Origin of the sequence: Cellulophaga sp. BC115SP (assembly GCF_009905545.1) — a bacterium.
GTDB lineage: Bacteria > Bacteroidota > Bacteroidia > Cytophagales > Spirosomataceae > Flectobacillus > Flectobacillus rivi.
In genome coordinates this window covers 1-26,788 of sequence record NZ_JAAALB010000051.1, presented here as the reverse complement: position 1 = coordinate 26,788, position 26,788 = coordinate 1, and the positions used below count along the sequence as shown (strand labels likewise).

The window sequence follows — 26,788 nt, the reverse complement described above, 5'->3', positions numbered from 1 at the left end:
TTTGAAGAAAGTATTATTCTTTTTATTCTGTAGTTTATCTCATGTAGTTTTTTCTCAAAAACTTGTATTGCCATACCCTAAAGGAAGTATGCTTTTTCCCATCAATCCACATAAGCTTAATTATTTGGCAGGTGGCATGGGCGATTTGCGTCATAATCATTTTCATGCAGGGTTAGATATCAAAACTCAAGGTCGCGAAGGCTTGCCAGTATATGCTTCTGACGATGGATATATTTCAGAAATGCGTATCCAAACACGAGGCTATGGCCACGTGATGTATGTAACACATCCTAAAACAGGCCTTATTACAGTCTATGGTCACCTAAAAGGCTTTGCAGAACCTATGGCTGCTTATGTCAAGCAGGAGCGTTTGAAAAAACAGACTTTCGAAATTTCGGTAAAACCTACTCCAAATGAGTTTCCTGTACAAAAAGGGCAGCTTATTGCCTATTCTGGAAATACGGGTGGTTCTGCTGGGCCACATTTGCATTTTGAGATTCGTGATAGTCGCAACAACCTTCTGAATCCTTTACTATTTGGCTTTACAGAAATCGTCGATAACACTCCTCCTACTTTTCAAGAAATTTCCGTAAAACCGCTCGACCCACAGGCAAGGGTTATGGGTGATTTTGAAACCCACCGATATAGCCCCGCAAAATCTGCTGATGGTACTTTTTCGATTGCTGGTGGAGAAATTTTAGCTAATGGCTGGGTTGGCATTGAAATGATGGCAGTTGATCGCATGAATTATACCCATCATACCAATGGCTTGAATTGTGTTGAAATGATGGTAGATGGTCAGGAATACTACTTTTTTCATTTAGAACAATTTCCAGATGCACATTCTAACGATATTAATATCCATTTAGATTATCCTACTTATAAAAGTACAGGTAGAAAAATGCAAAAGCTTTTTATAGACGATGGCAATACAAATTTGCCTGTTTATAAACCTATTGCTAATAAGGGTAAAATTTTTGTCAAAGAAGGAGAAACACATCAAGTAACCCTCAAAATTTGGGATAGTAACGAAAACCTGAGTATCATGCACTTTACCCTGAAAGGTCAAGCTCGCTCTACTACTGTACCAAGCGTGATTCCAAGCAATGTGCCTACGCAGGTTTCCACTCAGGTAAATGACAACACCTTGGTTATTAAGGCCAAAAACCTCAAAACGCCAACGTCTACGTGTGAAATTATCACTACTAATAAAACCGATATTTTACCGATTCATTTTGTTCGCAACAACACTGCTATCTATTTGTGGGATTTGAGAAAGGGAATTCCAAGGACAATCCGAATTGACTCGACTGATTTTTCGGTGGGCATTCAGGAAGCTATTTTCTCTGGAATTGATAAAACGTTTCAATCTGCGGGTCTCAATATTCTCTTCCCAGCAGAATCTTTGTATGACACTTTGTATCTAGATACCAAAATAGACAAGAATAAAATTCAAGTTTCAAATGATTTAATTCCTTTGAAAAAACCTATCACTGTTACTTTCAGACCGAGCACTGCTATTATTTCACCTGATAAAACGGCGGTTTATAATCATGACCGAAAATACTTAGGAGGTACTTGGCGTAATGGTTCGGTAACTTTCAAAACTGATATTTTAGGAGATTTTCAGGTATTAAGTGATACGATTCCTCCGAGAGCTACCTTGGTCAGCAAAACAAAAGATGCTTTCTCATTTCATGTTTCTGATAATTTATCAGGTATCAAATCTTTTAGAGCGACTGTAAATGGAAAATTTGTTTTGTGTGATTATGAGTATAAAAAATCATTGATTTGGTCTGTCAAAAGTGATTCCACACAGACTTTTGTAGGAAATTTAGCATTAGAGCTAACAGATAACCAAGGAAATAGTAAAACATATACTGCAATTATCGACAGCTTGAAAGCGCCACAAGTTGTTAAAAAGGCTTTGGTAAAGGCTACAAAAAAAAATAGAAAAAAATAAGTGTTCTACACTGTTCTAAATAAAATTTTTCTCATATATTTGTGGAATATTCAAATCGTGTCTTTTTGACACCATATACTTAAGCCTCTATTAATCAAAAACCTACTAGTAGCGGGATTTTTTTCTCGGATTATGTCCTAATATTTCCCGATATTTGTACTAGAATAAAACCATGAAGATATGTCACTAACAGTAGGCTCAGTTGCTCCAGATTTTGAACAAAAAGACCAAAATGGGGATTTGGTAAAACTTTCGGATTATAAAGGTCAAAAAGTTGTCCTTTATTTTTATCCTAAAGATAGCACCCCTGGATGTACTGCACAGGCTTGTAACCTCAATGACAACTTGGATGCACTCAAAGCTAAAGGATATGTTGTATTAGGAGTAAGCGTAGACAGTCCAAAATCTCATAAAAAGTTTATCGAAAAATACGGTTTAGGATTTACCCTTATTTCGGATGAAGATCACAGTGTTGTGGAAGCTTACGGAGTTTGGGTGGAAAAATCGATGTATGGTCGTACCTATATGGGCACAGCTCGTACTACTTTTATTATCGACGAAAATGGCATTATTCAAAATATCATTGGTAAAGTCGATACCAAAAACCATACGAATCAGGTGATTTCCGAATAATCGTATGTCTCAATTTAGCATTATAACTTATAACTAATCAATAATGGAAATTTCAGAATTACAGAAAGTTGCTTCACAAGTAAGACGTGACATTGTGAGACAAGTTCATGCATGCCAGTCTGGTCACCCAGGTGGTTCATTAGGCTGTACAGATTTGCTTGTAGGGCTTTATTTTGACCAAATGACGCTTAAATCTGACGAATCTGGTAAAAGAGTATTTGATATGAACGGTACTGGCGAAGACTTATTCTTCTTGTCGAACGGTCACATCTCACCAGTATTTTATTCAGTGTTAGCTCGTTCAGGGTATTTTCCAGTAGCAGAACTCGCAACATTCCGTAAATTAAATTCTCGTTTACAAGGTCACCCAACTACTCACGAACATCTTGAAGGTATTCGTATTGCTTCAGGTTCATTGGGTCAAGGTTTATCAGTATCTATCGGTGCTGCACAAGCAAAGAAATTAAATAACGATAATTCTTTGGTATTCTGCTTGATGGGTGATGGTGAGCAAAATGAAGGTCAAGTTTGGGAAGCAGCGATGTATGCTCCACACCACAAAGTTGACAACCTAGTAGCATTTATTGACTTGAACGGTCAGCAAATCGACGGTCCTACAGAAAAAGTAATGAACAACCGTGATTTGGGTGCTAAATACGAAGCATTTGGCTGGAAAGTTATCACTATGCAAGGTAATGATATGGCTGACGTAGTTAGCGTATTGAACCAAGCTCGTGAACTTTCAGGAAATGGTCAACCAATCATGGTATTGATGTACACAGAAATGGGTGCAGGTGTAGACTTCATGATGGGTTCTCACAAATGGCATGGTGTTGCACCAAACGACGAACAGTTGGCAGCAGCATTAGCGCAATTGCCTGAAACTTTAGGCGACTATTAATTGTAAAATATTGGGCTTGTATTCCAATTTTAGTAGCTCAATACATTCACAATTTTTCAAAAATCAATCATGAACTTTTCTTAATGCTCGTCATTAAGTAAGCATATATCAATGAAAAAATACACATTCACAGAGAAAAAAGATACTCGCTCAGGTTTCGGAGCAGGTATGCAGGTGTTGGGACAAACCAACCCAAATGTAGTGGCACTTTGTGCTGACTTAATTGGCTCTCTTAAACTAGACGCTTTTATTAAAGAAAACCCTGAGCGCTTCTTCCAAACAGGTATCGCTGAGGCTAACATGGTAGGTATTGCAGCTGGTTTGACAATCGGTGGTAAAATTCCTTTCGCTACCACTTTTGCTAACTTCGGTACTGGTCGTGTTTATGACCAAATCCGTCAGTCAGTAGCCTATTCAAACAAAAACGTAAAAATTGCTTGTTCTCACGCAGGTTTGACGTTGGGTGAAGATGGTGCTACTCACCAAATTTTGGAAGATATCGGTTTGATGAAAATGCTTCCAGGCATGACTGTAATCAACCCATGTGACTTTAACCAAACTAAAGCTGCAACTATTGCTGTTGCCGAATATGAAGGTCCAGTTTACTTGCGTTTTGGTCGTCCAGTAGTACCAGTATTTACGCCTGCTGACCAAAAATTCGAAATTGGTAAGGCTTGGATGGTAAATGAAGGTACTGATGTGAGTATATTTGCTACAGGTCACTTAGTTTGGGAAGCTATCCAAGCTGGTGAAATTTTAGCTGAAAAAGGTATCAATGCTGAAATTATCAATATTCACACCATTAAACCTTTGGATGTTGAAGCTGTCTTAGCCTCTGTTAAAAAGACAGGTTGTGCAGTTTCGGCTGAAGAACATCAGGTAAATGGTGGCTTGGGCGATTCAATTGCTCAAGTGTTAGTACAACATCACTATGTACCTCTTGAATATGTAGGTGTGAACGACTCATTCGGTGAGTCTGGTACTCCTGCACAATTGATGGAAAAATACGGCTTAAATGCTGCTAGCATCGTCGAAAAAGCACTCAAAGCTATCGAACGCAAAAATGCTTAATATTCTGAGATAATTCTCTTTTTTATCTTTCATAAAGAGACTATCTTAGTTGTTAACCCAATGAAGATAGTTTCTTTTTGAAAGAAATTGTTTACGTTTTCGTTAGTTGATAGACTTCTTCTTATCGACTTTCTAAACATTGAGAGAATTATATGAACGATCACGAGTTAATCGAAAAATTTAACCACCCAGACTCTCGAAATTATGCTTTCAATTTGTTGGTACGCAAATACCAACAAAAGGTATATTGGCATATCCGAAAAATGGTTATTGACCATGACGATGCCGATGACCTTACACAAGAAACCTTCATTAAGGCTTGGCGTGGCCTCGAAAACTTCAAAGGCGAATCACAACTCTACACTTGGCTTTATCGCATTGCTACCAACGAATGTTTGAATTTTTTGGCCAAGAAAAAACGTCGCTTCTTTCTTCCTATCAACGATATTACCGAAGAACTTTCTAACAAGATAGAGTCAGCCGATTTGGTATCGGGCGAACAGATTCAACTTAAATTACAGAAAGCACTACTCACTCTTCCAGACAAACAGCGTTTGGTTTTCAACATGAAATATTTCGATGATATGAAATATGAAGATATCGCCGATATTACAGGCACGTCTGTGGGGGCGCTCAAGGCTTCTTATCATTTGGCTGTAAAAAAAATTGAATTGTATTTTGAGGAACATGACAACTAGCACTTCGTATTCTTTGAAATATTGACGATTCATGAGAAATTGTAAACCATCCTGTATTTTCGTAAACTAATTTTCAAACATTTTTTATCCTGTATTAAACCTTACAAAATTTGGCCTGTCAAAGAACCAAAATAGTAAGAACAATATTGAGGCCTCGATATTTATCCTTTACTAAATTTAATGCCATGGAATATTCATCCAATAAATTTGATCTTGATAAACTCCCTAAAGAAACTGTATTTCAAGTTCCTGATGGGTACTTTGAGGATTTGCCTATGCGAATTCAAGCGCGAACTTCTGCCAAAACCCAAACGGTTCCCTTGGTAACATGGTCGGCAAGACGCACTTGGGCAAGCCTAGCTGCTTGTACACTCGTAGCGATATTGGGGTATTTTACGTTAATGCCTCGTCAAGACTCAATTGGTGAAGAATCTCTCTCTGGTGTGAAAACAGAGGACATCGAAGGCTATTTAGTTCATCAAAACATTCATCAAGCTGATTATATCGAGCACATCGACGAAACAGAGGTTAGTGCTTCTACCAATATCGAAGATTCTGAGGTGTTAGATGAATTAAAATTATCATCTCAAGACATTATTCAAAGTATCGACACGCAAGATGTTGTCGAGGATATTTAAGTCTTTGGTGTTGCTGTATCTAAACAACAAATAGATTATTTAAAACTTACCAAAAACATGAAAAAGTTATTTGTTTTAATCGCATTATTAGGTTTCGCCGTGAGCTTTGCTGCAACTGCACAAGACGATCCGCAACAACGTGGTGGTAGAGAAAAAATAAAAGCCGCTCGCCTTGGACTTATTACCAATCGATTGAATTTGACAGAAGAACAAGCAAAAGCGTTCTGGCCAATTTTTAATGATTATGATACCAAAAGAGGTGAAATTCGTAAAAATGTTCGCCAAATTACCGCTGAGTCACGCAGTTTGACAACTAGCGATGATAAAATTGCAGCCAACTTGAAGGAAATTCTTAATCTTAGACAAAAAGAAGTTGACTTAGAAAAAGAATATCAAAGCAAATTCTTAAAAGTTTTGAATGTTCGTCAAGTATCAGAATTGTACAAGACAGAACAACTTTTCAATCAAATGTTGATGAAACGATTGAGAGGCGGAGAAGGTGACCCTCGTGAGCAAGGTGACCGTGGAGGAAAGCGTGAGCATTTTAAAAACAGATAATAGCAAAGCTATTCATTGAATCGTTGTATATTAAAAAAGCCCTTGAGCATCTTGTTCTAGGGCTTTTTTAATGGAAACGGCTTCACAAAAGCGAAGCCGTCCATTCAGATTACAATGTGTTTCACAAGTAGAAGGGGCATTGTTATCTATATACGCACGGAAATATACATGCGAAAACAACATTGAAAATGAATATTTTGAAAAACTTAAACTATGCTAATAAAGCAAAGTTATCAAGTATGCTAGGGAAAAAGATTGGCTATATACTCTTACTTTAGAAGGGCGGAACAAAGTAAGATTTTTGAAACAATGATGCAAATTTAACCCTCAACTATGTAATAAAGCCCAATAGCGGCTATTTTTAGCTCAACAACTATTCTTTTATGGTAAAAGGATTTAGTTACAGCATAAACAGTTATTGACTTTTGTTAAGACTTCAAGTGTAGAATTCTCTCCCCTATTTTGTGGAAATTTTCTCACATCAAGTGTATCACACAACATCTTCGGATGCACAATAACCTATAAAACAGACCATTAACTCTAAAACCATAAAGTGGCATAATTTTGTCAATACATTCATTGTATTTGTAATCCTTACTTTAATGAAAAAGGAGAGTCTAATGATTAGGCTCTCCTTGCTTTTTATAGACATTCTAATTGATAGCGCATTCAATTGAGGCAAATGATAAAGGTTTTTCAATAAATTTGTCGACACCTAAACTAAAGGCCATATCTTTAATTTTCCCCAAAGCTGTAATCATCACAATCTGAGTTTCAGGAGAAATCCGTTTTATGTCGTGTATTTTATCGATACCATGTCCATCGGGTAAATTATTATCAAGAAATACCCATTTAGGCGACAGGTCGATTATTTTAGAAATACCTTCGCTTAAAGAATGAGCCTGAAAGGCTTCAATTCCTTTTTTATGTAAAAAAAGTTTGATGAGTAAACAAGTATCTACTTCATCATCCACAATCAGGGCAAAAGGCTTCAAATTACCTGAGTTTTCTGACTCTAGAACATCAGTTGTTGTCAACATGCAAAAGCAATAAGGTTATAAAGGATAATAATGGGTTTAACTTGGCAATTCAATTGAGAGATCAGTTAGGATGTTTATATCTCTAAACGCTTTCTCAATCTATATAGTTAAGAAAAAAATCATGCCAAGCTCCATGTCTAACCGCTTACTCAAATTTTAAGTCAATTTTAAGCTCTATTCGGTAACATTTAAGATATTGTGTGCGTTTAAAGTATATAAAACAAAAACGTCTCCAACTTATAAATCCTTTGTACCATGACAAAAAACACGAAAATCGCATTGAGCTTGTTCGCAGCAGCAGCAGCTGGAGCAGTGGTTGGTATGCTCTTAGCACCAGAAAAAGGAAAAGACTTGCGTAAAAAAATCAAGGATGGAACTGGCAATCTTACAGATGATTTGCTTTCAACATTGAAGACTGGCAAAGCCAAGTTGCAGGAAGTAACCAACAAAGCATAGTTAAATAGAGTGATAGATTTGATTGTCTTATCCTTACTCAAGAATCTTAAAATTAAAGGCTCGCAATAAAATTGCGAGCCTTTAATTTTTATTGCGGTAATGAAGCAGTTACAAACCAGAATTGTTGTAGATTTTTAATAATTTCGAGCAGTCCTTCAAAAGAGGATGGTTTTGTAATAAAACTATTCGCTCCTAATTCATAGCAAGTTTTAATATCGCTAGGTGCATTGGAAGTACTCAAGACTACAATTGGAATCGCCTTAAAATTGCTATTGGAGCGCATTTCTTGAATAATTTCTCTTCCATCCTTCTTAGGCATATTCAAATCCAAAAGAATCAACGAAGGCTGCTTATACACATTGGCATCGGCATAAGCGTTTTCATTATTCAAATATTGCATGAGTTCTAATCCATCTTGTACAAAAAATAATGGAATCGTAGAACCGCACTCCTCAAATGCTGCTTTAATCAAAAATCTATCATCTTCGTCATCATCGGCAATTAAGATTGGTAAGTGTTTCATTCTTCGTTGCGGTTATTTGGCAAATATATAGTAAATGTTGCACCATGATTTGGAACAGATTCGGCTTTGATATATCCGTTATGATTGGTCACAACACGTTTACAAACTGCTAGACCAATTCCAGTACCTTCAAACTGACTTTTGGCATGTAATCGTTGAAAAATCATAAAGATTTTGTCGGCGTACTCTTGTTCAAAACCAATCCCATTGTCTGAGATGGTTATTTCATGATAGGTTAAAAATGGTTTAACTTCTGGAATATTAAATATTTTGCTTCCCAGCAATAATCTATAACGGATAGTAATATGAGGTGCAATCCCGTTTTTACTAAACTTTAGCGCATTGCTAATCAGATTCAAAAATAGTTGATGTAGTTGAAAATTTACTCCTGAAATAGTTGGTAAATGATCGTATTCGATAATAGCATTTTTTTCGATAGTCAATATAGAAAGATCCTTGAGCACGTCAGATAGTAGCACATCTAAGGATACTGTTTCTACATTTTGTGCATTTTTGTTGACCAACCTCGAAAAGGCTAACAAATCATTTATTAGGTTTTGTAATCGCTCAGAGCTTTTGGCAATTTTTTGAAGCGTAGATTTACCATCCTCATTCAATACTGCTCTTTGTCTTATCAATAACATATCACTAAATGCCCTGATTTTACGCAAGGGCTCCTGCATATCATGTGATGCCACGTAAGCAAACTGTTCTAATTCAGAATTGGAGCGTTTGAGTTCTTCAATTTTTCGTTCTAATTCATCTTGAAAAGTAATACGTTTGCGTAGTTCCGAAAAGATTAATCCAAAGCTAACCAACAGCAAAATCACTGTAAATAACGCAAATAAGAACATTTTGCGACTCATTTGATTGTCAGTTTGGTCTTTTTGCATACCACGAACCGACAACAATTGCTTTTGATAATTTTGGAAACTACTCAAATCACGCAGCATTTGATTGGCTTGGATTTGGCTTTTTGAGACTGCCATCTCATCAACTTTCTCTTCAGCACGTGCATAACGAATACTACTATTTAGGATAGCAATATGTCTTCGAAAACCTCTTTTAAATGCTTCCAAGCGAAGTAATTGACTTTCATTATCTTTTACTCTTTGTTGCAAGGTTGTCAGCAATCTAATGATTTGTTCTTTACATGCAAAAATCAAGTTTAAGTATTGAGATTCATGCTTATAGACATACCCTTTATGCGAATTTTCAAGTTCTTTGACCGTGGCGCCTAATTGCTCCGCTTCATGCTGAATTATGTGCATACGCTCCACCGATCTTGCGTATTCGAGAGATTCACGTACCTCGTGGTAAGCCGAAAAAGAAAGCATACCCAGTAACACAATACTTCCCGCAAATAATATGACTACGTTTCGGAGAGAGTTATACATGAATAAAAGTAATGTGGTAAGTTTTCTACAGAATGTAGAGATTTCTCTATAATAACAAATTAGCTGTGATACAAACTTACAGGCTTTCGGAGATTTTTCATCAATATCTAAGCCTTTTTTTACGGTTTATTCCTATATGTCCGATATTCGTCGGAATTTCACTTTTTTTTTATATTTTTTTAAAATTCGGTGCTTTCTTTGAAATAACTATTACACACTGATATGTTATACATGAAAATATGCTGAACCTAACACAAAATACCAAACAACAACTTAAAATATCGTCTAAACAAATTCAATGGCTTAATTTTCTTCAATATTCTACACTCGAACTTCATACTAAAATAGAAGAGGTACTTACCGAAAACCCTTTGTTAGAACTAGAAGAAAAAACTAATAATGAATTTGATGATGATGTCTTAAACGCTTCTTCATTGTCGGAAAATTCCAATTTTAAAGATTGGGACGAAATCGACGAAGAAGGTAGTTCAAACTATAGTTTTACCGAAATAAATTCTGGTACATCTTTCGAGACGCTTCAACTTCGACAAGACACCTCTCTACTCGACGAAGTCTTAGAGCAAATTCATCATTTAAGTATTTCTCACAAACAAGCAGAAATTTGTCGATATATCATACATTCATTAGACGAACATGGCTTTTTACCTTACGAACCTGAAGATTTAGCTGACGACATATCTTTTGCTCATAATACCTTCGTAGAAGAATCTGAAGTAAATGATGCCATTCTACTTATTCAGCAACTAGAGCCACAAGGTTTAGCAAGCAAAAACCCTGCCTCATATTTATTTTTCCAGCTTAAAAACAATTTTTCTTCGCTTGCAGAAAAGTCAAAAGTGATAATTGCTCGATATTTTCAAGAATTTGCTAATAAGCAATTTGATAAAATCATGCGCGAGTTGGCACTGAGTGAAGAAGAATTACAGGCGGTACTGAAACTTATTTTATCGCTAAATGTGCATCCACTTCACGCCAAACCTCTTACGCATTCTTTACAAGAGTATGTCGTGCCCGACTATATTATTATTCAGGGAATGAATCAGTTAGAAGCAAGTTTGAATTCTAGTTCGCTCCCAAAAATCAAAATTAATGAGCCTGTTGCTAACAATCTTAAACAGCAATTTTCTAAAAATGCTTCTTCTTTTATTCAGCAAAAGGTTACCCAAGCTGAGTGGCTTATTCAGGCAATTGAGCAACGAGAAAAAACGATGCAGAAAGTCATTAAAACTATTCTTAGGTTACAAAAAGAATATTTTCAATCGGGAGATGTTCAGTTGCTTAAGCCTATGATTTTGAAAGATGTTGCTCACATTATTGATATGGATATTGCAACCGTTTCGAGGGTTACAAGTGGAAAGTATGCGCAAACTCCTTTCGGGTTAATACATTTAAAGGATTTATTTTCGGAAGCTACACAAAAAGAGGATGGCAATTGGGTATCCAACAAATCTATTCAACAGGTGATAAAAGAAATAGTTACGAGCGAAAACGCTAAAGTTCCTCTCAGCGATTCGCAAATAACGGATATATTGAAAGAAAAAGGTTTTCCAACTGCCCGAAGAACAGTCGCCAAATACAGAGAACAATTAGGTATATTACCCGCTCAGTTACGGAAAATATTATGAGAATTAGGATTATATGAAGGATTTTAAAAAAGGTTCTTTCGGATATCGGATGTTGGATTTCGGAAGTGTAGGTTAGTACGCAAAATAGAATTTAATTTGTGCTTTAGGCTTTGGGAAAAAGTATGTCTTTAGTTGTTAAAAACATTTTAAAACTCTTTGCCTAGTGACTTTTGCCTGGTGCCTAAAGCACACAACTTAAATTCTATTTCAATTTTTGTAATACTTCCTTATAGCTCACAAGATCTATTCCTTTTTTTACAACTGCTTCTCGTACTTCTTCGCTAGTAAAAATAGTCGTTACGTCCTGACGTCCTTCGGCTACGTCTTCGTAACCAATGTGCGAAATAGCGCGTAATTCATGATTATCTAGTCCTGGGTGCTCTACAAATACATACGTTTTTCCATCTTCGAGTTTGTCAAACATTTCGATAAATGCCTTTATTTTTTGTTGTGTATTCAAGCCTCTTGCATCAAAACCTGTATAATTTATCTTATAATCCTGCGTCCCATCTGTATCAACCATAGGCAAATTATATTGTTTGGATACTCGTTTTGCCATTTCTTTTACCTCTGGAGCAAAACCCAAACTAAACATGTGTCCTGAAACATGACTCAGTCTTGGGATATACTTCAAAGCCATTTTGATTTGAGCATGAAGCTCTTTCTCAATATCCTCCACTTTCCAATCTTGATCCATTACCGCTTGTTTAGGGTAATTTTTGTTATGAAAAAGCATGGGATAAAAATAACCATCGGCATTTTTGAGACTAGGACAATCCGTGAGCGGTCGCCATTTTACATTATCCCACTCGCTAGTAATAGCAAAGTGTAAACCGACATCAATATTTGGATTATCCTTCAACAATTTTACTGCTTCAGGAAACCAAGGCGATGGCACAATCACCTCAATAGAAGTTTCGATACCGTTACGATATGATTGAATCAAAGCATCATTTCCTGAATGTGAATATCCCATATCGTCGCCACGAATGATTAATTTGGGAGCATTTGTACGAGAAACCGTCTGAATACCTTTGAATAGTGTTCGCTTTGTATTCTGATTAAAAATATTCTGAAAATCAACTGATACCTTATCGCCATCAAACTTGCAAACAATGGTTTCGGTATGTGGACTTTCGATATAGCGCAAAGTGAGGATTAAGGTATTATTGTCTTGCCAAGTATAGCTTCCTGCAATCTTAAAAGCAGGCAAACCTGTTCGGTTAGCTTTTGCGCCAGCCACCAAATAAGGACCCCGCTTAGTAGTTTGGTCAAAAATCCATTTACCTGAACCAAACTTTAGTTCATGAGCTACTGTATCTGTTCCTATTTTTACAGCACAAGTACCATCCTGAAAATCAAATTTGATGTTTTTAAAGCTTACATCGCCAGCGGTAATTGCAAAGGTTTTTCCCTGAATATTCGCCTGAATCGTAGAGTTGACCTGTTGCTGTGAAATTGGTAAACTGAGGCTTTGAATCGTATTTTTCAACTTTGCATAAGCAGCTTTATTGGTAGGTACTTTTTGCGTTTTGAGTACTGGTAAAAGATATTCCCAAACCAAATTAATTTCAGATTGCATATCTGGCGCTTCAGCTGTGATAATTACAACGGCATCTTGTTCTGGCATAACAATGATAAATTGTCCATTGGCACCATCACCTCTAAAGGCATTGTTTCGACAACGCCACATTTGATAGCAATATCCCTGTAACCAATCGCTCGCATCTTTTTTATCCTGCGGTGCTGAAGGATCTTGCATGATTTTCATGGTAGAAGCCTCCTCAACCCAAGCTTTTGGCAAGATTTGTTTGCCATTCCAAACACCTTTTTGGAGGAATAGTTGCCCAAATTTGGCCATATCCTCCGTCTTTAAACGCAAACCCCAACCACCTACATTGATACCTTGTGGGTCTACCTCCCAATCGATTCCTTCTACGCCCAGTGGTTCAAACAAACGTGGTTTTAAATAGTCCAAAATCTTTTGACCCGTAACTTTCTGAACAATCGCCGATAGCATATAAGTTGCTGCCGAGTTATATAAAAACTTAGTACCTGGCTCGTTGACAATTTGTGTATTCAAAAAAGCTTTTATCCAATTTTCATTCTTGCTCGCAATTTCAAAAGTCGGGTCAGTTTTGTGCCCTACACTCATCGAAAGCAAATCTTTAACCTTCAATTGTTTTAAAAACTCGGAAGGTTGAGCAGGTGTTTCTTCTGGGAAAAATGAAATTACAGGGTCATTCACAGAAAGCTTTTTTTCACTTACTGCAAATCCTACAGCAGTCGCTGTAAAACTTTTACTAACCGAATACATGGTATGTTTCAAATCCGAACGATATGGAGCCCACCAAGCCTCTGAAATCACTTTACCATGGCGCAATAACATGAAGCTATGAAACTCATGTTTGCTTTTGCTAGCTGCTTCGATAAATTGATTGATGGCTTCGGAAGAAACGCCTTCGGCTTCGGGAGTGCTTCGAGGTAACGAGCGATTGGTCTGAGCAAAAAGTAAATTAATGCTCAAAAGACTTAAAGCTAAAACCTTTAAGCCTCTGGGTAATACATAGTTAAACATAAGATTTATAATTAGTATTTGTTTGGATAATAAAAAAGCCTGAAGCTTTTAGCAAATTTATCAATTTACATAAAAAAAGCCCTCTATTGCTAGAGAGCTTTTTCATTATTCTAATACAATTTATAAAATAAACTGGCTTAAATCACGATTTTTCACCAATCCTCCTAAACGTTCTTTTACCAATTCCTTCGTAACAACAACCTTAGCATTTGGCGTAATTACATCTGGAATATCAAACATTAAATCATTAAGCAAATGTGACATAACTGTTTGCAAACGACGCGCACCAATATTTTCGACTTCGGTATTGACATTGTAGGCTATACTCGCAATTTCCTGAAGCGCATCGTCATTGAAAGATAATTCAACATTTTCAGAAGCTAGCAAAGCTTCATATTGTTTTGTCAATGCACCCTTCGGTTCTTTCAAGATTCTATAAAAATCCTCTTCTTTCAAACTTTGTAGTTCGACACGAATAGGAAAACGACCTTGTAACTCAGGAATCAAATCACTTGGCTTCGACACATGGAAAGCTCCAGCTGCAATAAACAAAACGTGGTCGGTATTGATCACGCCATATTTGGTATTTACGGTTGAACCTTCCACAATCGGCAAAAGGTCACGTTGCACACCTTCACGGCTTACATCTGGACCACCTCCGCCACTACGATTAGAGGCAATTTTATCAATTTCATCAATAAAAATAATCCCTAAATTTTCGGCTTTACGAATGGCTTCTTCCTTTACCTCGTCCATATCAATCAATTTTGACGATTCTTCTTCCATCAAAATTTTGCGAGCTTCAGCTATCGTAAGTTTTCTTTTCTTTTGCTTTTTAGGAATCATTCCCCCTATCATCTCCTGAATATTCATCATGGACATCTCGTCAATAGGTCCACCCATTACACCGATATTGGGAGAGTTCGAGGCTTTCACATCAATTTCTATCTTACGATGCTCCAATTCGCCACGACGTAACTTTTCACGGAATAACTCTCTCGTTTTATGATTCAACTCCTCATCAGAAACAGGCATAGCATCTGGATTGGCCGCAGCTTCTGCTTTAGCTTTTTTCGAAACTTTTGGCATCGCTGGCACAAGTGCTTCCAAAATAATTTCTTCAACAGCTTCGGTAGCCTTGTCTTTTACGGCTTCTTTCTTGGAAAGTTGTACCAAATGCACCGAAGATTCGACTAAGTCTCTGACCATTGATTCGACATCGCGACCGACATAGCCAACTTCAGTAAATTTAGAAGCTTCCACTTTGGTAAATGGCGCATCCGCTAATTTGGCCAAACGACGAGCAATTTCAGTTTTACCAACACCCGTCGAACCAATCATTAAAATATTATTAGGTGTAATCTCTTTTTGAATATCAGCAGGGGTATTCATTCTTCTCCAACGGTTACGTAAGGCAATCGCAACGTTTTTCTTTGCATCGTGCTGACCAATAATATGCTTGTCTAGCTCTTCTACAATCTGTTTTGGAGTTAATACATCTAAGTTTGTCATATTCATATTTTTCAATCGTGAGAATTACATCAGTAAGTATAAGGCAAACTCAAGTAATTCTAAGGTTTTCGTTAGGGAAATTAGTTAACGTATATTTTCGGTAAATTTATTGAATTCTTTGGGCGCAATCACAAGATTTCCCAAAGAGAAATATCATTTTACTATTTTTTTCAAGTCTAAAATCAATCCAAAACTATTGGCTGAAGCGCTAGCATGATAACCCGAATAGCTATAGGACAGTTCAAGATATTTTGTCTTGAAACGTAAACCAACCGAAAAGCCACCAAAATTTGAACCTTTTGTCAAACTTAATTCTCGGTTACGAAGGTGGTTATATCCGATGAGTGCTTGAAGATTTTTGCTAAATAATAACTCTACCCCAAACACCAAATGTCGTGCTACTTGATCAACCACACCAGCTTTCTGGCTTATGATATTACCATTCAGGTCGGTAACTACCACGTTGGGGTTAGTGTAGGCTATGTCATATTTGTAAAGATGATGTGCCATCAACGAAAACTTGGCAGGCATATTTAGAGGTTTAAAATGTAACCCCATTTGTACATCCAAAGGCACTTGACTATCGCTCGTAGGAGAATAATCTTTGAGCACAAAACCAAAATTTTTGACAACCAAAGAATATGAAAGTTCTTGGTTGGGATGTATAAAAATAGCGCCAATATCTGCCAATAAAGCTGTAGAGTTATATTGTTCGATGGTAGAGCCCACCAGCTTGAGACTAGCACCAAAACGGATATTGCCCTGCTGTTGTGATGTTCCTAAACTAAGCGCAAAATCATTGGCTTTGAACTGTCCTTGTTGAGTTCCAAGGGGGTCAGTTGTAACAAAATCCCCATAGTCCAAATACTGGACTCCTATCCCCCAACTACGCCCGAATGCAGCAAAATTGCTCGTAGCTGAAAGCAATTTTGACTGTTGAAAATAAGGCATAAAGTTGAGAGAAATTTTACCTTTTTGAGAAGAATCTACAAGTGCAGGATTTTGGAAAAAGCCATTGACATCTTTCAGGTTATTCTGAATACCTCCCAAAGCAGCAACTGTGGGCGATGTTGGTATCTTCAAAAAGCTATAGGCCTGCGTGTCATTACTTTGGGCAAAAACATCTATCCCTATTCCTGTCAGTAATACGCTTAAGGTTATCTTCGTAATTGTTTGTAACATATACCCTCTAAACACGGCAAAGCTATTTTTTATTGTTCTATCAAAATGATGAAGCCAATCATCAAAAACCTCCTCCACTTACTTTATGAAGCACAAAGATAGGATTTCTCAATATAAGTAAATACGAGTTGTGAATTTTGCATGCGGAGTTATCCGCTGCTCCCAGAGCGCATTTAGTAAAGAGAGTACAACGCTACTAGTTTTTAAAATCTTATTCTTTTTTGGTAATTGAGTAACAGAAAAGATTCAATTACTATATATCTACGTCCTTCTTTGATGAGTATTCTACTGATTCTTAGTACCGTTCAAATAAGGGATATGCCTTTATGTAATAACTTTTCATGAGTTTTCTCAAAATAATTCAAAATTAAAACTTCAAAATATACAATTTTAAATAAACTATATCAATTTTACACGTTATCTAATTTCTGCCCTTTATATTTGACACAAATACAAAACAAATACCATAGGAATACCATGAAGGTAAAGACAAACCAAGAGAAATTTGAAATTTTAGAGCGTAAAAACGCCGAAGCTCTTTTAGGAGGTGGCGAAAAACGTATTGAAGCTCAACATAAAAAAGGCAAACTAACAGCTCGTGAGCGTATTGCTTTGTTGATGGACGAAGGTTCTTTTGAGGAAATTGGCAAATTTGTCATGCACCGTTGTAAAGACTTTGGTCTAGAAAAAGAATATTACCTAGGCGATGGCGTTGTAACGGGCTACGGTACTGTCAATGGTCGTTTGGTGTATGTTTTTGCTCAAGACTTTACTGTATTTGGTGGTGCATTGTCAGAAACCTTTGCCGAAAAAATCTGCAAAATCATGGATTTAGCCATGAAGAGTGGCGCACCTGTAATTGGCTTAAACGACTCAGGAGGTGCACGTATTCAAGAAGGCGTAATGTCATTGGCAGGATATGCAGATATTTTCTACCGCAATACCCTTGCCTCAGGTGTAATTCCACAAATTTCGGCTATTATGGGGCCATGTGCAGGAGGTGCGGTGTATTCTCCAGCTATTACCGACTTTATTATGATGGTCGAAAACACCTCATATATGTTTGTAACGGGACCTAACGTTGTTAAAACAGTTACGCATGAGGTGGTTACATCTGAAGAACTTGGAGGCGCTTCAACGCATTCGACGAAGTCTGGGGTCACACACTTTTCATGCTCAAACGAAGTAAGCTGTATCAATGACATCAAGCGTTTGCTTTCTTATATTCCACAAAACTGTGAAGAAACAGCCCCTGCCCTAGCGTATGAATCTGCCAGCGAAATCAGAAAAGAATTAGATAAAATTATCCCTGAAAATCCCAATCAACCTTATGATATGAAGGAAGTTATCGACCATATTGTTGATAGCGATTCTTTCTTTGAGGTACACAAAAATTACGCAGAAAATATCGTGGTGGGATTTGCTCGTATTGCTGGTCGTAGTATCGGTATTGTTGCCAATCAACCAGCTGTCATGGCAGGTGTGTTAGATATTCAGGCAAGTATGAAAGCAGCTCGTTTTGTTCGTTTCTGTGACTGCTTCAATATTCCATTACTAGTACTTGAAGACGTCCCAGGCTTTATGCCAGGTACCAATCAGGAGTGGGGCGGAATTATTAATCATGGAGCAAAATTACTTTATGCTTTCTGCGAGGCTACAGTGCCACGTATCACTGTAATTACCCGTAAAGCTTATGGTGGTGCGTATGATGTAATGAACTCGAAACATATTGGTGCAGACATGAATTTTGCATGGCCAACCGCCGAAATCGCGGTAATGGGCGCTAAAGGTGCTGCCGAAATTATTTTCAAAAAGGAAATTGCAGTTGCCGAAAATCCAGAAGAAAAACTTCAAGAAAAAGTAGACGAATATACAGAGAAATTTGCTAACCCATATCGTGCTGCACACCGTGGCTATATCGACGAAGTAATTTTACCTTCAGATACTCGTCAAAAATTGATTCGCTCATTCAAAATGTTGGAAAATAAAGTAGCGAATCTACCACGCAAAAAGCACGGAAATATTCCATTATAATCAGCATTGATGGTATTATTTTAGATTTAGAACCCCAAGGGCTTTTAAAACCTTTGGGGTTTTGTATTTTTGTAAAAAGCAGATTTTTTATTATTTCAAAAATTAATATCCTATTCTCGGTGTTATTTACTAAAAGGATATTATTACAACAATAGAACTCATTATTACAATGACAGAACAATCAAAAACCTTCCTCTACGAATATTTGAATAACGCTTCGCCCACTGGCTTTGAAGCTGCAGGTCAACAAATTTGGTTGGATTACCTAAAACCTTACATCGACGAAACCATCATTGACGTCTATGGCACTGCTGTTGGGGTGATTAATCCTGGACAGCCTTACAAAGTGGTAATTGAAGCACACGCCGATGAGATTTCTTGGTTTGTAAACTATATCGACGATAACGGTTATATTTTCGTTCGTCGCAATGGTGGTTCTGACGCTGTTATTGCTCCATCAATGCGTTGTAACCTACATACCAAAAAAGGCGTTGTGAAAGGGGTATTCGGGTATCCTGCTATCCACGTGCGTGACTTGGGTAAAGATAAAGCTCCAACTGTAAACGACATTTTTATCGACCTTGGCGCTGCCAATAAAAAAGAGGTAGAAGAAATGGGCGTTCACGTAGGTACTGTGGTTACCTTTGAAGATGGACTTACTGAACTCAATGACCGCTTTTATGTAGGTCGTGCACTCGACAACCGTGTGGGTGGTTTTATGATTGCAGAAGTGGCTCGTCTTTTGAAAGAAAACAACATTCAGCTTCCTTACACTTTATACGTAGTAAATGCAGTCCAAGAAGAAATTGGTTTGCGTGGTGCCGAAATGATTGTTCGTCGTTTGAAACCAGATGTTGCTATCGTAACTGACGTGACACACGATACTCAATCGCCTATGTACAACAAAAAAGAACAAGGTGACTTGAAATGTGGTAAAGGTCCTGTGATTTGCTACGGACCAGCAGTACAAAACAACCTTCGTGACTTCATTATTGATGTTGCTACAGAAAAAGAAATAGCTATTCAACGTCAGGCTGTGTCTCGTTCTACGGGTACAGATACCGATTCGTTTGCTTATGCTACCGAAGGCGTTGCTTCAGCTTTGATTTCGCTTCCACTAAAATATATGCACACAACGGTTGAAACTGTACATAAAGACGATGTTCAGGCTGTTATCAACTTGATTTATGAATCATTGTTGGCATTGAAAGGAAACGAAGATTGGCGTTATATTAAATAGGAACACCCCAAGAATCATATTAATAATTCCCAGTAAGTGATACTTTTCATTTACTGGGAATTTAATTTTATAACCTCTTTTTAGGGAAAAAATCAAAAATCAACTAACTTCGATTACTAAGTAAATCTACCTTTACCGTCACTGGGAGTTACTTTTACTTACTGTACTTCATAAATATTATGAATTGCTAATACCTATCCATTTGGCTTTTACTATTACTATACTCAACCAACTATTATCCTTTACGAATAATTTAAACAAACTAAAGAATGCAAAAAATTCTTGTAATAGACGACGACACAGACATTTGTATGCTGTTGCGCCGCTTTCTTACAAAAAATGGCTATGAGGTAGCAATTTCAAAAAGTGGTAACGGTGGACTCGTTTTACTTGATGAGTTTCACCCTGATTTAGTCATGACCGACTTCCGATTAGGGGACATGACGGGTGCAACTATTTTACAGAAAATACATGAAAAAAAACCTCTACTTCCCGTACTTATAATAACTGGATATTCGGATATAAAAACGGCGGTAAACGTCATGAAAATGGGTGCTGTAGACTATATTACAAAACCTTTATTTCCCGATGAAATCTTGGTAACTATTCAAAACGCTTTACAAAAGGCAACCCAAACACCAAGTATATCGCCCAACAGACCCAAAGCTAATAGCCCCAAAAAAGGCTTAGTACAAAAAGACCATATTGCTGGTTCGGGACAAGAGTCAAAAAACTTATTCAGACAGTTAGACCTTGTTGCTCCTACTAACTATAGCGTGATTATTTATGGAGAAAGTGGTTCGGGCAAAGAGTCAATCGCGCAAGAAATCCATGCGAGAAGCAAAAGAGCCAATGGTCCTTTTGTGGCGATGGACTGTGGTGCAATTTCTAAAGAATTAGCCGCCAGCGAATTATTTGGTCATGAAAAAGGCTCATTTACAGGTGCCATCAATCAAAAAATTGGCCACTTCGAAATGGCAAATGGTGGCACTTTATTTCTTGATGAGGTAGCTAATTTACCTTACGACGTTCAAGTATCGCTTTTGCGTGTGGTGCAAGAAAGAACCCTGAGAAGAATCGGTGGAACAAAAGAAATTTCGGTAGATGTAAGAATTATTGTTGCCTCTAACGAAAGGCTTTTGGAGGCTAGCAGAAAAGGGAAATTCAGAGAAGATTTGTATCATCGCTTTAATGAATTTAGTATCGAAGTTCCTCCACTTCGTCAGCGGAAATCAGATATTATGGAATTTGCACATTTCTTTTTGGCCCAGACCAACGAAGAACTTGACAAAAACATTACCACTTTTGCACCAGAGGTTGAAGCGGTTTTTAAAACCTATGGTTGGCCTGGCAATCTTCGCGAAATGCGCAATGTCATTAAAAGAGCTACGCTACTTTCTGAGAAGGATTATATAGAAGCCAAAAGTCTGCCCTTTGAGCTTATGAATCATGAACGACTCCTAGTTTTTGACACGCCTTTCGAGCAACGTGCTCCCGAAAGTAGTTATCAAGAACCAGCCCAGCATCTTAATCTTAAGTCTGTAGCCTCCGATGCCGAGTACGAAACAATTTTGCAGGTTTTGAAACAAGTTAACTACAATAAAAGCAAAGCAGCCAAACTTTTAGGCATAGATAGAAAAACCCTTTACAACAAAATGAATAATTATAATATGTAAATAGTAGTGATGTATTTCGAATGATGATTTATTTACATAAATTACTATTTATCAAAACTTTACATTTAAAAACTAACACAATATCATTTTGTAATATTACACTTTAGGCAATCGGTTATTGACATTTGACAATAGCTTAATGCCTCACAATTCTACATTAAAACTTATACTCTTCCAACTCAACATATATTTCAAATAAAAAAGTAAGTCAAAACTTACAAAACTATTTATCAAACCAATGCTAGGAATAGTTTTTTCTAAAAATACCATGGGTAGTTTCAAGAAAAACTTTACAACAAACAATACACTACTTTGTTTGTTCATAGCTTGATGAGTAACTCCTTTCCAAAACTTAACATAGAACCCAAATGCCTTTATATCAACGAGACAATATACCTTTAGAAAAGTTTATCCAACTCATACCAGACTTGGTTTATATTCAGGAGTTTCCGTCCAAAAAAATTACTTTCATGAATCGAAAGTTTACGGATATTCTTGGTTATCAAAAAGAGGATTTGATTCAAAATGACTTTTCTCTAGATTTTGCCCTAAGTGAAAGCGAGTTAATGAAATGGGAGCTCAGGCTCGGAGAGTACAATAAAATCATCAATACAGGCGAACGCATTGAATACAATATTGAGGTAAAACATAAAAATGGGTCGAAGGTTATTTTGCGCCATAGAAGTATGGTTTTGAGAAGTCAAAGTCCTGAAGCCCAATTTGAAATACTTCATATTGCAGAAGATATTACGCAACTTCAAAAGCATAATGAGCTGATACTTCAACAAAGAAATCAACTCAATGAAGCTGAGAAAATTTTTAAATACGGTAGTTGGGAATGGTATGTTGGCGCTGACACTGTTAGCTGGTCTGACGGGCTATATGAAGTTTTTGGTTACGATGCCAAAGATTTTGAAGACAAAGAGATGACCTTTGGTTTCTATCAGAAGCATATTCCAGTGCATGAACTAGAATATACCAAAAGCATTTCTATGCAGTCTGTACAAGACAAAAAGACCTATTATGGGTTTGAACACTCGATTATTGATGCCAAAGGAGTATTCAAGTATTTGGCAGTAAAGGGGAAGTGCTATTTAGATGCGGAAGGAAATGTCACAAAAGTACTTGGAACATCTGCTGATATTACCCAAATAAAGAATTATGAGCTAGCCCTTGAAAAAAAGATTGAGGAGCTATTTCGTTCTAATCAAGATTTGGAGCAGTTTGCCTACATTGCCTCGCATGATTTGCAAGAGCCATTGCGCAAAATTACTGCTTTTGCCAACAAGCTCATTGAGCGATGCGCAGATGATCTGAACGAGGACGGTCGTTTTTTTGTAGATAGAATTTTGTATTCAAGCGATAGAATGAAAAGTCTGATTGATAATCTGTTAGCCTATTCGAGAATATCCCGTAACAATATTCCTCTCCCCTTTTCGGAGGTAAATCTCAACCAAATTGTTCAAAATGCTATAGGAGATTTGGAAATCGCTGTTGCCAAAAAGAATGCACAAATTACCGTAGATGACTTGCCTATTATTCAGGCTTTTCCATCTCAAATGCACCAGTTATTTTTAAACTTAATTTCAAACGCCATTAAATTTGTAGACGAATCTACACAACCAATAGTAAGCATAAAGGTAAAAGAAGCCTCTCTAGAAGAAATTCTTAAACTAAAACTCACAGACACTCAATACTGGAAAATTACCATAAGCGATAATGGTATCGGCTTTGAAGAAGAGTATAAAGAAAAAATATTTACCATGTTTCATCGTGTGCATGGCAATGCCGAATTTGAAGGAACTGGCTTAGGTTTGGCGATTTGTGCCAAAATTGTTGAAAATCATCGAGGGCACCTAAGCGCCCAAAGTACCCTACAACAAGGTTCCATATTTACCCTATATTTACCTTTTAAACCTTAAACACTATTATGTTATCCCGCTCAAATATAAAACTACTACTGGTAGATGATGATGAAGACGATTATTTTCTTACTTGTGATTATTTAAAACAAATACCCGGTCAAAACATTGAGGTCACATGGGCCAAATCATTTTCAATGGCCATTAGCAAACTTACCCAAATCAAGTTCGATATCTGTTTTTTTGATTTTAGATTAGGAGCAAAAACAGGTCTTGATTTGCTCAGAATCGTAAAAGAACATCGTATATCGACTCCTATGGTTATGCTTACGGGTAAAGGTCATAAAGAAATTGATGAAGAAGCTATGAAACTTGGAGCAATGGATTATCTGATCAAAGGTGAGTTGGATACCGAAAAAATTGAAAGATGTATTCGTTACTCCTTAGAACGCGCTCAAACATTACAAACCCTTCGAGAGAGCGAGGCTCAGTACAAAAGTATTTTTGACAATATCCAGCAAGCAATTGTACTTACAAGCCCCGTAGATGGTAGCTTTTTATATTTCAATCCAGAGGTTTCGGTACTTACAGGATATAGTCCAGAGGAGCTTCGAAATATGACAACAATTAGTATGTTTGGTAGCAACGCTAGTCGACAAAACTTTGCGACTCAATTGGCTCAATCTGGGCAGTTGGATAATTACGAAACATGGCTAACGACAAAATCAGGCGAAAAAAAACTTTGTCAGATTAATGCCTTCAAACGAACCGACAGCAATGGTTTGGAGCATTTTTTAGGAGTAGTTCGAGACATTACGCATGTAAGAAAAGCAGAAAAAGAACATGTAATTTCTGAAAAAGTAGCTGCAACAGGGCGTCTTATTCGTACCCTTGCGCATGAAGTCCGTAATCCTCTGACCAATATAAATCTCTCCTTAGACCAACTGGCTTCAGAACTACAGGATGAAGAACTACATTTTTTCCTAGAAATTATACAGCGCAATAGCAAACGAATCGGTGACCTAATTTCGGAATTGCTTAATTCATATCGTCCAGCGGCGGTTTCACTTAATATGTATTCTGGCTCTTTGGTTATTGAAGAAAGTATTCAGCAAGCAATAGACCGTTTGAACCTAAAGAATATTCAGCTTTGTAAAGATTTATCGGTGGATGCTCTATTACAAATTGATGCAGAACAAATAAAAATAGCTTTATTAAATATCGTTATCAATGCCATTGAGGCTATGGAAACAGGTAAAGGAATCCTTGAGGTAAAGTCTGCCATTAAAGGATCTTCGTATCTAATTAGTATCAAAGATAACGGTATGGGAATGTCAGTCGAACAGATAGACCGCTTGTTTGAGCCTTATTTTACTTCCAAGTCAAATGGATTTGGTTTAGGTCTCTCAGCGACTCTTAACATTATCCAATCTCACAAAGGAAGTATCGAGGTGGAGTCTACGCTTGGCGAAGGTAGTCTTTTTATCATTAGCCTCCCTATTCACAACCAAGCAGCCTAATTATCTCTTTAGTGGTCTTAAAAAGAAAAAAGGTGAGAATTATCATTCTCACCTTTCTGAACTATACCTAACCACTATTATATTTAATTCTATTATTGAAATATTCGTGCCAATTGCTATTCTGCGTATTTTCCCTAGCTAAGTAGATTATATTCCACAGTTTTATGTAGAAAAAATTCTACACTTTCCCCAGTTATTGAATTACAATATCATGTTTCTGATAATCTTTTAATAAAGCTTCATCGATACAATCGTCCGTTAACATCACGTCCAATTCATCCAAGGTACACACGACGTAGCTTTCAGCAGTATTTACTTTTGAGGCCGTTACAAGGGCGACAACCTTTTGAGAAATATCCACCATTTTGCGCTTTACTTGGTTTTCTCCCCAATCTTGAATCGTTACACCTATATTGTGATGAATCCCACAAACCCCTAAAATACATATATCTGCACGAATTTTTTGAAGCATCTCTATCACCTCAGCACCATAAGTATTTTGGGCATCTTTGAATACTTTGCCGCCCAAAAAGAAAAGCTGGATAGAGGGATGTTCACACAAAATTTGAGCGATTTGGAGACTATTCGTAAAAACTGTTGCCTTCAAATCGGGAGACATCATACGAGCCACCTCCATATTGGTAGAGCCATTATCTAATAAAATTACTTGCCCGTCATGAAAATAAGCTTGTGTTTTTTGTGCCAAAACCATTTTTTCTTCATGAGCCACTTTGATTCTTTCCTTCAATTTGTAGGGATGCGCCGACCTAGGAACAGCACCACCGTGCACTTTTTTGAGTAATCCATTTTCGGCCAACTCATTCAAATCACGTCGGATGGTATCGTCTGAAACATTAAGAATCTCGGATAGCTCTACTGACGAAACCCTTTGATTGGTTTCCAACATTTTGAGAATAATTTGAAGGCGTTCTTCCCTTAGCATAAATTCGTTTTATTTCGGTTTTATTCACAAATTTAATAAAAAACATTTTGATTTTTACGTTTTTATTCGGAAAATTGCATCATCAACTAAATTTTCACACTATGATTATTGAGCATATTGCTATTTGGACAAGCGACTTGGAGCAGATGAAATCCTTCTATATGCGCTATTTTGGGGCAAAATGTAATACAAAATACCATAATCCCGCAAAGGAATTTGAGTCTTACTTTTTAAGTTTTGCATCTGGTGCAAGAATAGAATTAATGCAAAAACCGCAAATTCCCGAAAGAGAAAACCCTAAAACCGAAACATTAGGAATTACTCACTTTGCATTTGCGTTGGGCAGTGAACAAAAAGTTGATGAACTTACCGAATTGATGAGAAAAGAAGGCGTTCAAATCGTGGGCGAACCTCGCCGTACAGGAGATGGCTATTACGAAAGTGTAGTTTTAGACCCCGAAAACAATAGAATCGAGCTAGTAGCCTGATTCAAAAGAACATACACGTATTAGTTATGAATTGTGAGTTGTGAATGGTGAATATTTAAATATCAATACTTTACACTCAAAGTTGACCAAATCTTATTTTGCACAACGACTTAAATAAATATTAAAATGTACTTTTGAATAATTTTAATGCTGTTGTCCTTGCCTAAAATAGGTTGCCCTGAGTTTTAGCCAAGTTAAAGTAATCAAAATAGTAAAATAGTTTGATTTG

Annotated in this window: 22 protein-coding genes; 15 read left to right on the top strand and 7 right to left on the bottom strand. The window is 36.9% G+C overall.

Translation table 11 applies throughout. From position 1 onward, the window contains the following. Positions 1-88 precede the first annotated feature (88 nt). The 7 genes from GVN22_RS28245 to GVN22_RS23405 all read left to right on the top strand — a co-directional run bounded on the left by GVN22_RS28245 (position 89) and on the right by GVN22_RS23405 (position 6,462). Entirely contained in the window at positions 89-1,963 is a 1,875-nt protein-coding gene (locus GVN22_RS28245; protein ID WP_166553443.1) for a M23 family metallopeptidase, read from the top strand. Between the two features lie 180 nt (positions 1,964-2,143). Beyond that, positions 2,144-2,596 carry a thioredoxin-dependent thiol peroxidase gene (gene bcp / locus GVN22_RS23430; RefSeq protein WP_166553442.1) on the top strand — a complete coding sequence of 151 codons (453 nt, stop codon included), beginning with the start codon at positions 2,144-2,146 and terminating at the stop codon, positions 2,594-2,596. Between the two features lie 40 nt (positions 2,597-2,636). Further along, positions 2,637-3,497: a transketolase gene (locus tag GVN22_RS23425; RefSeq protein ID WP_370520473.1), complete on the top strand. Its 861-nt coding sequence runs from the start codon at positions 2,637-2,639 to the stop codon at positions 3,495-3,497. Between the two features lie 111 nt (positions 3,498-3,608). After that, the gene (locus GVN22_RS23420) at positions 3,609-4,568 is read left to right on the top strand and encodes a transketolase family protein (protein WP_095163453.1); all 960 of its coding nucleotides are present in this window, start codon (positions 3,609-3,611) and stop codon (positions 4,566-4,568) included. Between the two features lie 152 nt (positions 4,569-4,720). Continuing rightward, on the top strand, positions 4,721-5,266 hold the full coding sequence (locus tag GVN22_RS23415) for an RNA polymerase sigma factor (protein WP_166553440.1): 546 nt from the start codon (positions 4,721-4,723) through the stop codon (positions 5,264-5,266). 185 nt (positions 5,267-5,451) lie between these two features. Further along, positions 5,452-5,904, top strand: coding sequence for a hypothetical protein (locus tag GVN22_RS23410; protein ID WP_166553439.1), 453 nt, complete (start codon positions 5,452-5,454; stop codon positions 5,902-5,904). A 57-nt stretch (positions 5,905-5,961) separates the two neighbouring features. Continuing rightward, the gene (locus GVN22_RS23405) at positions 5,962-6,462 is read left to right on the top strand and encodes a Spy/CpxP family protein refolding chaperone (protein ID WP_205691017.1); all 501 of its coding nucleotides are present in this window, start codon (positions 5,962-5,964) and stop codon (positions 6,460-6,462) included. Between the two features lie 653 nt (positions 6,463-7,115). Here GVN22_RS23405 and GVN22_RS23400 read toward each other — a convergent pair. Then, entirely contained in the window at positions 7,116-7,502 is a 387-nt protein-coding gene (locus GVN22_RS23400) for a response regulator (protein WP_166553438.1), read from the bottom strand. Positions 7,503-7,757: 255 nt separating this feature from the next. Between GVN22_RS23400 and GVN22_RS23395 the strand changes: the two genes are divergently transcribed. Next, on the top strand, positions 7,758-7,958 hold the full coding sequence (locus GVN22_RS23395; protein WP_095163449.1) for a YtxH domain-containing protein: 201 nt from the start codon (positions 7,758-7,760) through the stop codon (positions 7,956-7,958). A gap of 88 nt (positions 7,959-8,046) precedes the next feature. Here the strand turns inward: GVN22_RS23395 and GVN22_RS23390 are convergent, their stop codons facing one another. Both GVN22_RS23390 and GVN22_RS23385 read right to left on the bottom strand, forming a co-directional pair. Beyond that, complete coding sequence (locus GVN22_RS23390) at positions 8,047-8,481, bottom strand: response regulator (RefSeq protein ID WP_166553437.1); 435 nt, start codon at positions 8,479-8,481, stop codon at positions 8,047-8,049. Then, positions 8,478-9,878, bottom strand: a complete 1,401-nt coding sequence (locus tag GVN22_RS23385) for an ATP-binding protein (RefSeq protein ID WP_166553436.1) — start codon at positions 9,876-9,878, stop codon at positions 8,478-8,480. The genes GVN22_RS23390 and GVN22_RS23385 overlap by 4 nt, the downstream gene beginning before the upstream one ends. Before the next feature lie 239 nt (positions 9,879-10,117). Between GVN22_RS23385 and rpoN the strand changes: the two genes are divergently transcribed. Next, a complete protein-coding gene (gene rpoN, locus GVN22_RS23380) occupies positions 10,118-11,524 on the top strand; it encodes an RNA polymerase factor sigma-54 (protein WP_166553435.1) in 1,407 nt (468 codons plus the stop codon). A gap of 202 nt (positions 11,525-11,726) precedes the next feature. Here rpoN and GVN22_RS23375 read toward each other — a convergent pair whose 3' ends face one another. The 3 genes from GVN22_RS23375 to porQ form a co-directional block, all read right to left on the bottom strand. Beyond that, the gene (locus tag GVN22_RS23375) at positions 11,727-14,102 is read right to left on the bottom strand and encodes a ChbG/HpnK family deacetylase (protein WP_166553434.1); all 2,376 of its coding nucleotides are present in this window, start codon (positions 14,100-14,102) and stop codon (positions 11,727-11,729) included. A gap of 120 nt (positions 14,103-14,222) precedes the next feature. Next, positions 14,223-15,614 (bottom strand): ATP-dependent protease ATPase subunit HslU, encoded by a 1,392-nt coding sequence (gene hslU / locus GVN22_RS23370; protein WP_095163529.1) that lies wholly within the window; start codon positions 15,612-15,614, stop codon positions 14,223-14,225. Between the two features lie 153 nt (positions 15,615-15,767). After that, complete coding sequence (gene porQ, locus GVN22_RS23365; protein WP_166553433.1) at positions 15,768-16,796, bottom strand: type IX secretion system protein PorQ; 1,029 nt, start codon at positions 16,794-16,796, stop codon at positions 15,768-15,770. 477 nt (positions 16,797-17,273) lie between these two features. Between porQ and GVN22_RS23360 the strand changes: the two genes are divergently transcribed. The 5 genes from GVN22_RS23360 (at position 17,274) to GVN22_RS23340 (ending at position 25,128) form a co-directional block, all read left to right on the top strand. After that, a complete protein-coding gene (locus tag GVN22_RS23360; RefSeq protein WP_166553432.1) occupies positions 17,274-18,830 on the top strand; it encodes an acyl-CoA carboxylase subunit beta in 1,557 nt (518 codons plus the stop codon). A gap of 169 nt (positions 18,831-18,999) precedes the next feature. Further along, the gene (locus GVN22_RS23355) at positions 19,000-20,070 is read left to right on the top strand and encodes a M42 family metallopeptidase (protein ID WP_166553431.1); all 1,071 of its coding nucleotides are present in this window, start codon (positions 19,000-19,002) and stop codon (positions 20,068-20,070) included. Between the two features lie 269 nt (positions 20,071-20,339). Next, the gene (locus tag GVN22_RS23350; protein ID WP_166553430.1) at positions 20,340-21,746 is read left to right on the top strand and encodes a sigma-54 dependent transcriptional regulator; all 1,407 of its coding nucleotides are present in this window, start codon (positions 20,340-20,342) and stop codon (positions 21,744-21,746) included. A 368-nt stretch (positions 21,747-22,114) separates the two neighbouring features. Next, positions 22,115-23,668: an ATP-binding protein gene (locus GVN22_RS23345; RefSeq protein ID WP_166553429.1), complete on the top strand. Its 1,554-nt coding sequence runs from the start codon at positions 22,115-22,117 to the stop codon at positions 23,666-23,668. 8 nt (positions 23,669-23,676) lie between these two features. After that, on the top strand, positions 23,677-25,128 hold the full coding sequence (locus GVN22_RS23340) for a hybrid sensor histidine kinase/response regulator (protein WP_166553428.1): 1,452 nt from the start codon (positions 23,677-23,679) through the stop codon (positions 25,126-25,128). Between the two features lie 193 nt (positions 25,129-25,321). Here GVN22_RS23340 and GVN22_RS23335 read toward each other — a convergent pair whose 3' ends face one another. After that, positions 25,322-26,071 (bottom strand): DeoR/GlpR family DNA-binding transcription regulator, encoded by a 750-nt coding sequence (locus GVN22_RS23335; protein ID WP_166553427.1) that lies wholly within the window; start codon positions 26,069-26,071, stop codon positions 25,322-25,324. Between the two features lie 101 nt (positions 26,072-26,172). Here GVN22_RS23335 and GVN22_RS23330 point away from each other — a divergent pair, with 101 nt between their 5' ends. Further along, positions 26,173-26,559 (top strand): VOC family protein, encoded by a 387-nt coding sequence (locus GVN22_RS23330; RefSeq protein WP_166553426.1) that lies wholly within the window; start codon positions 26,173-26,175, stop codon positions 26,557-26,559. Positions 26,560-26,788: the final 229 nt, after the last annotated feature.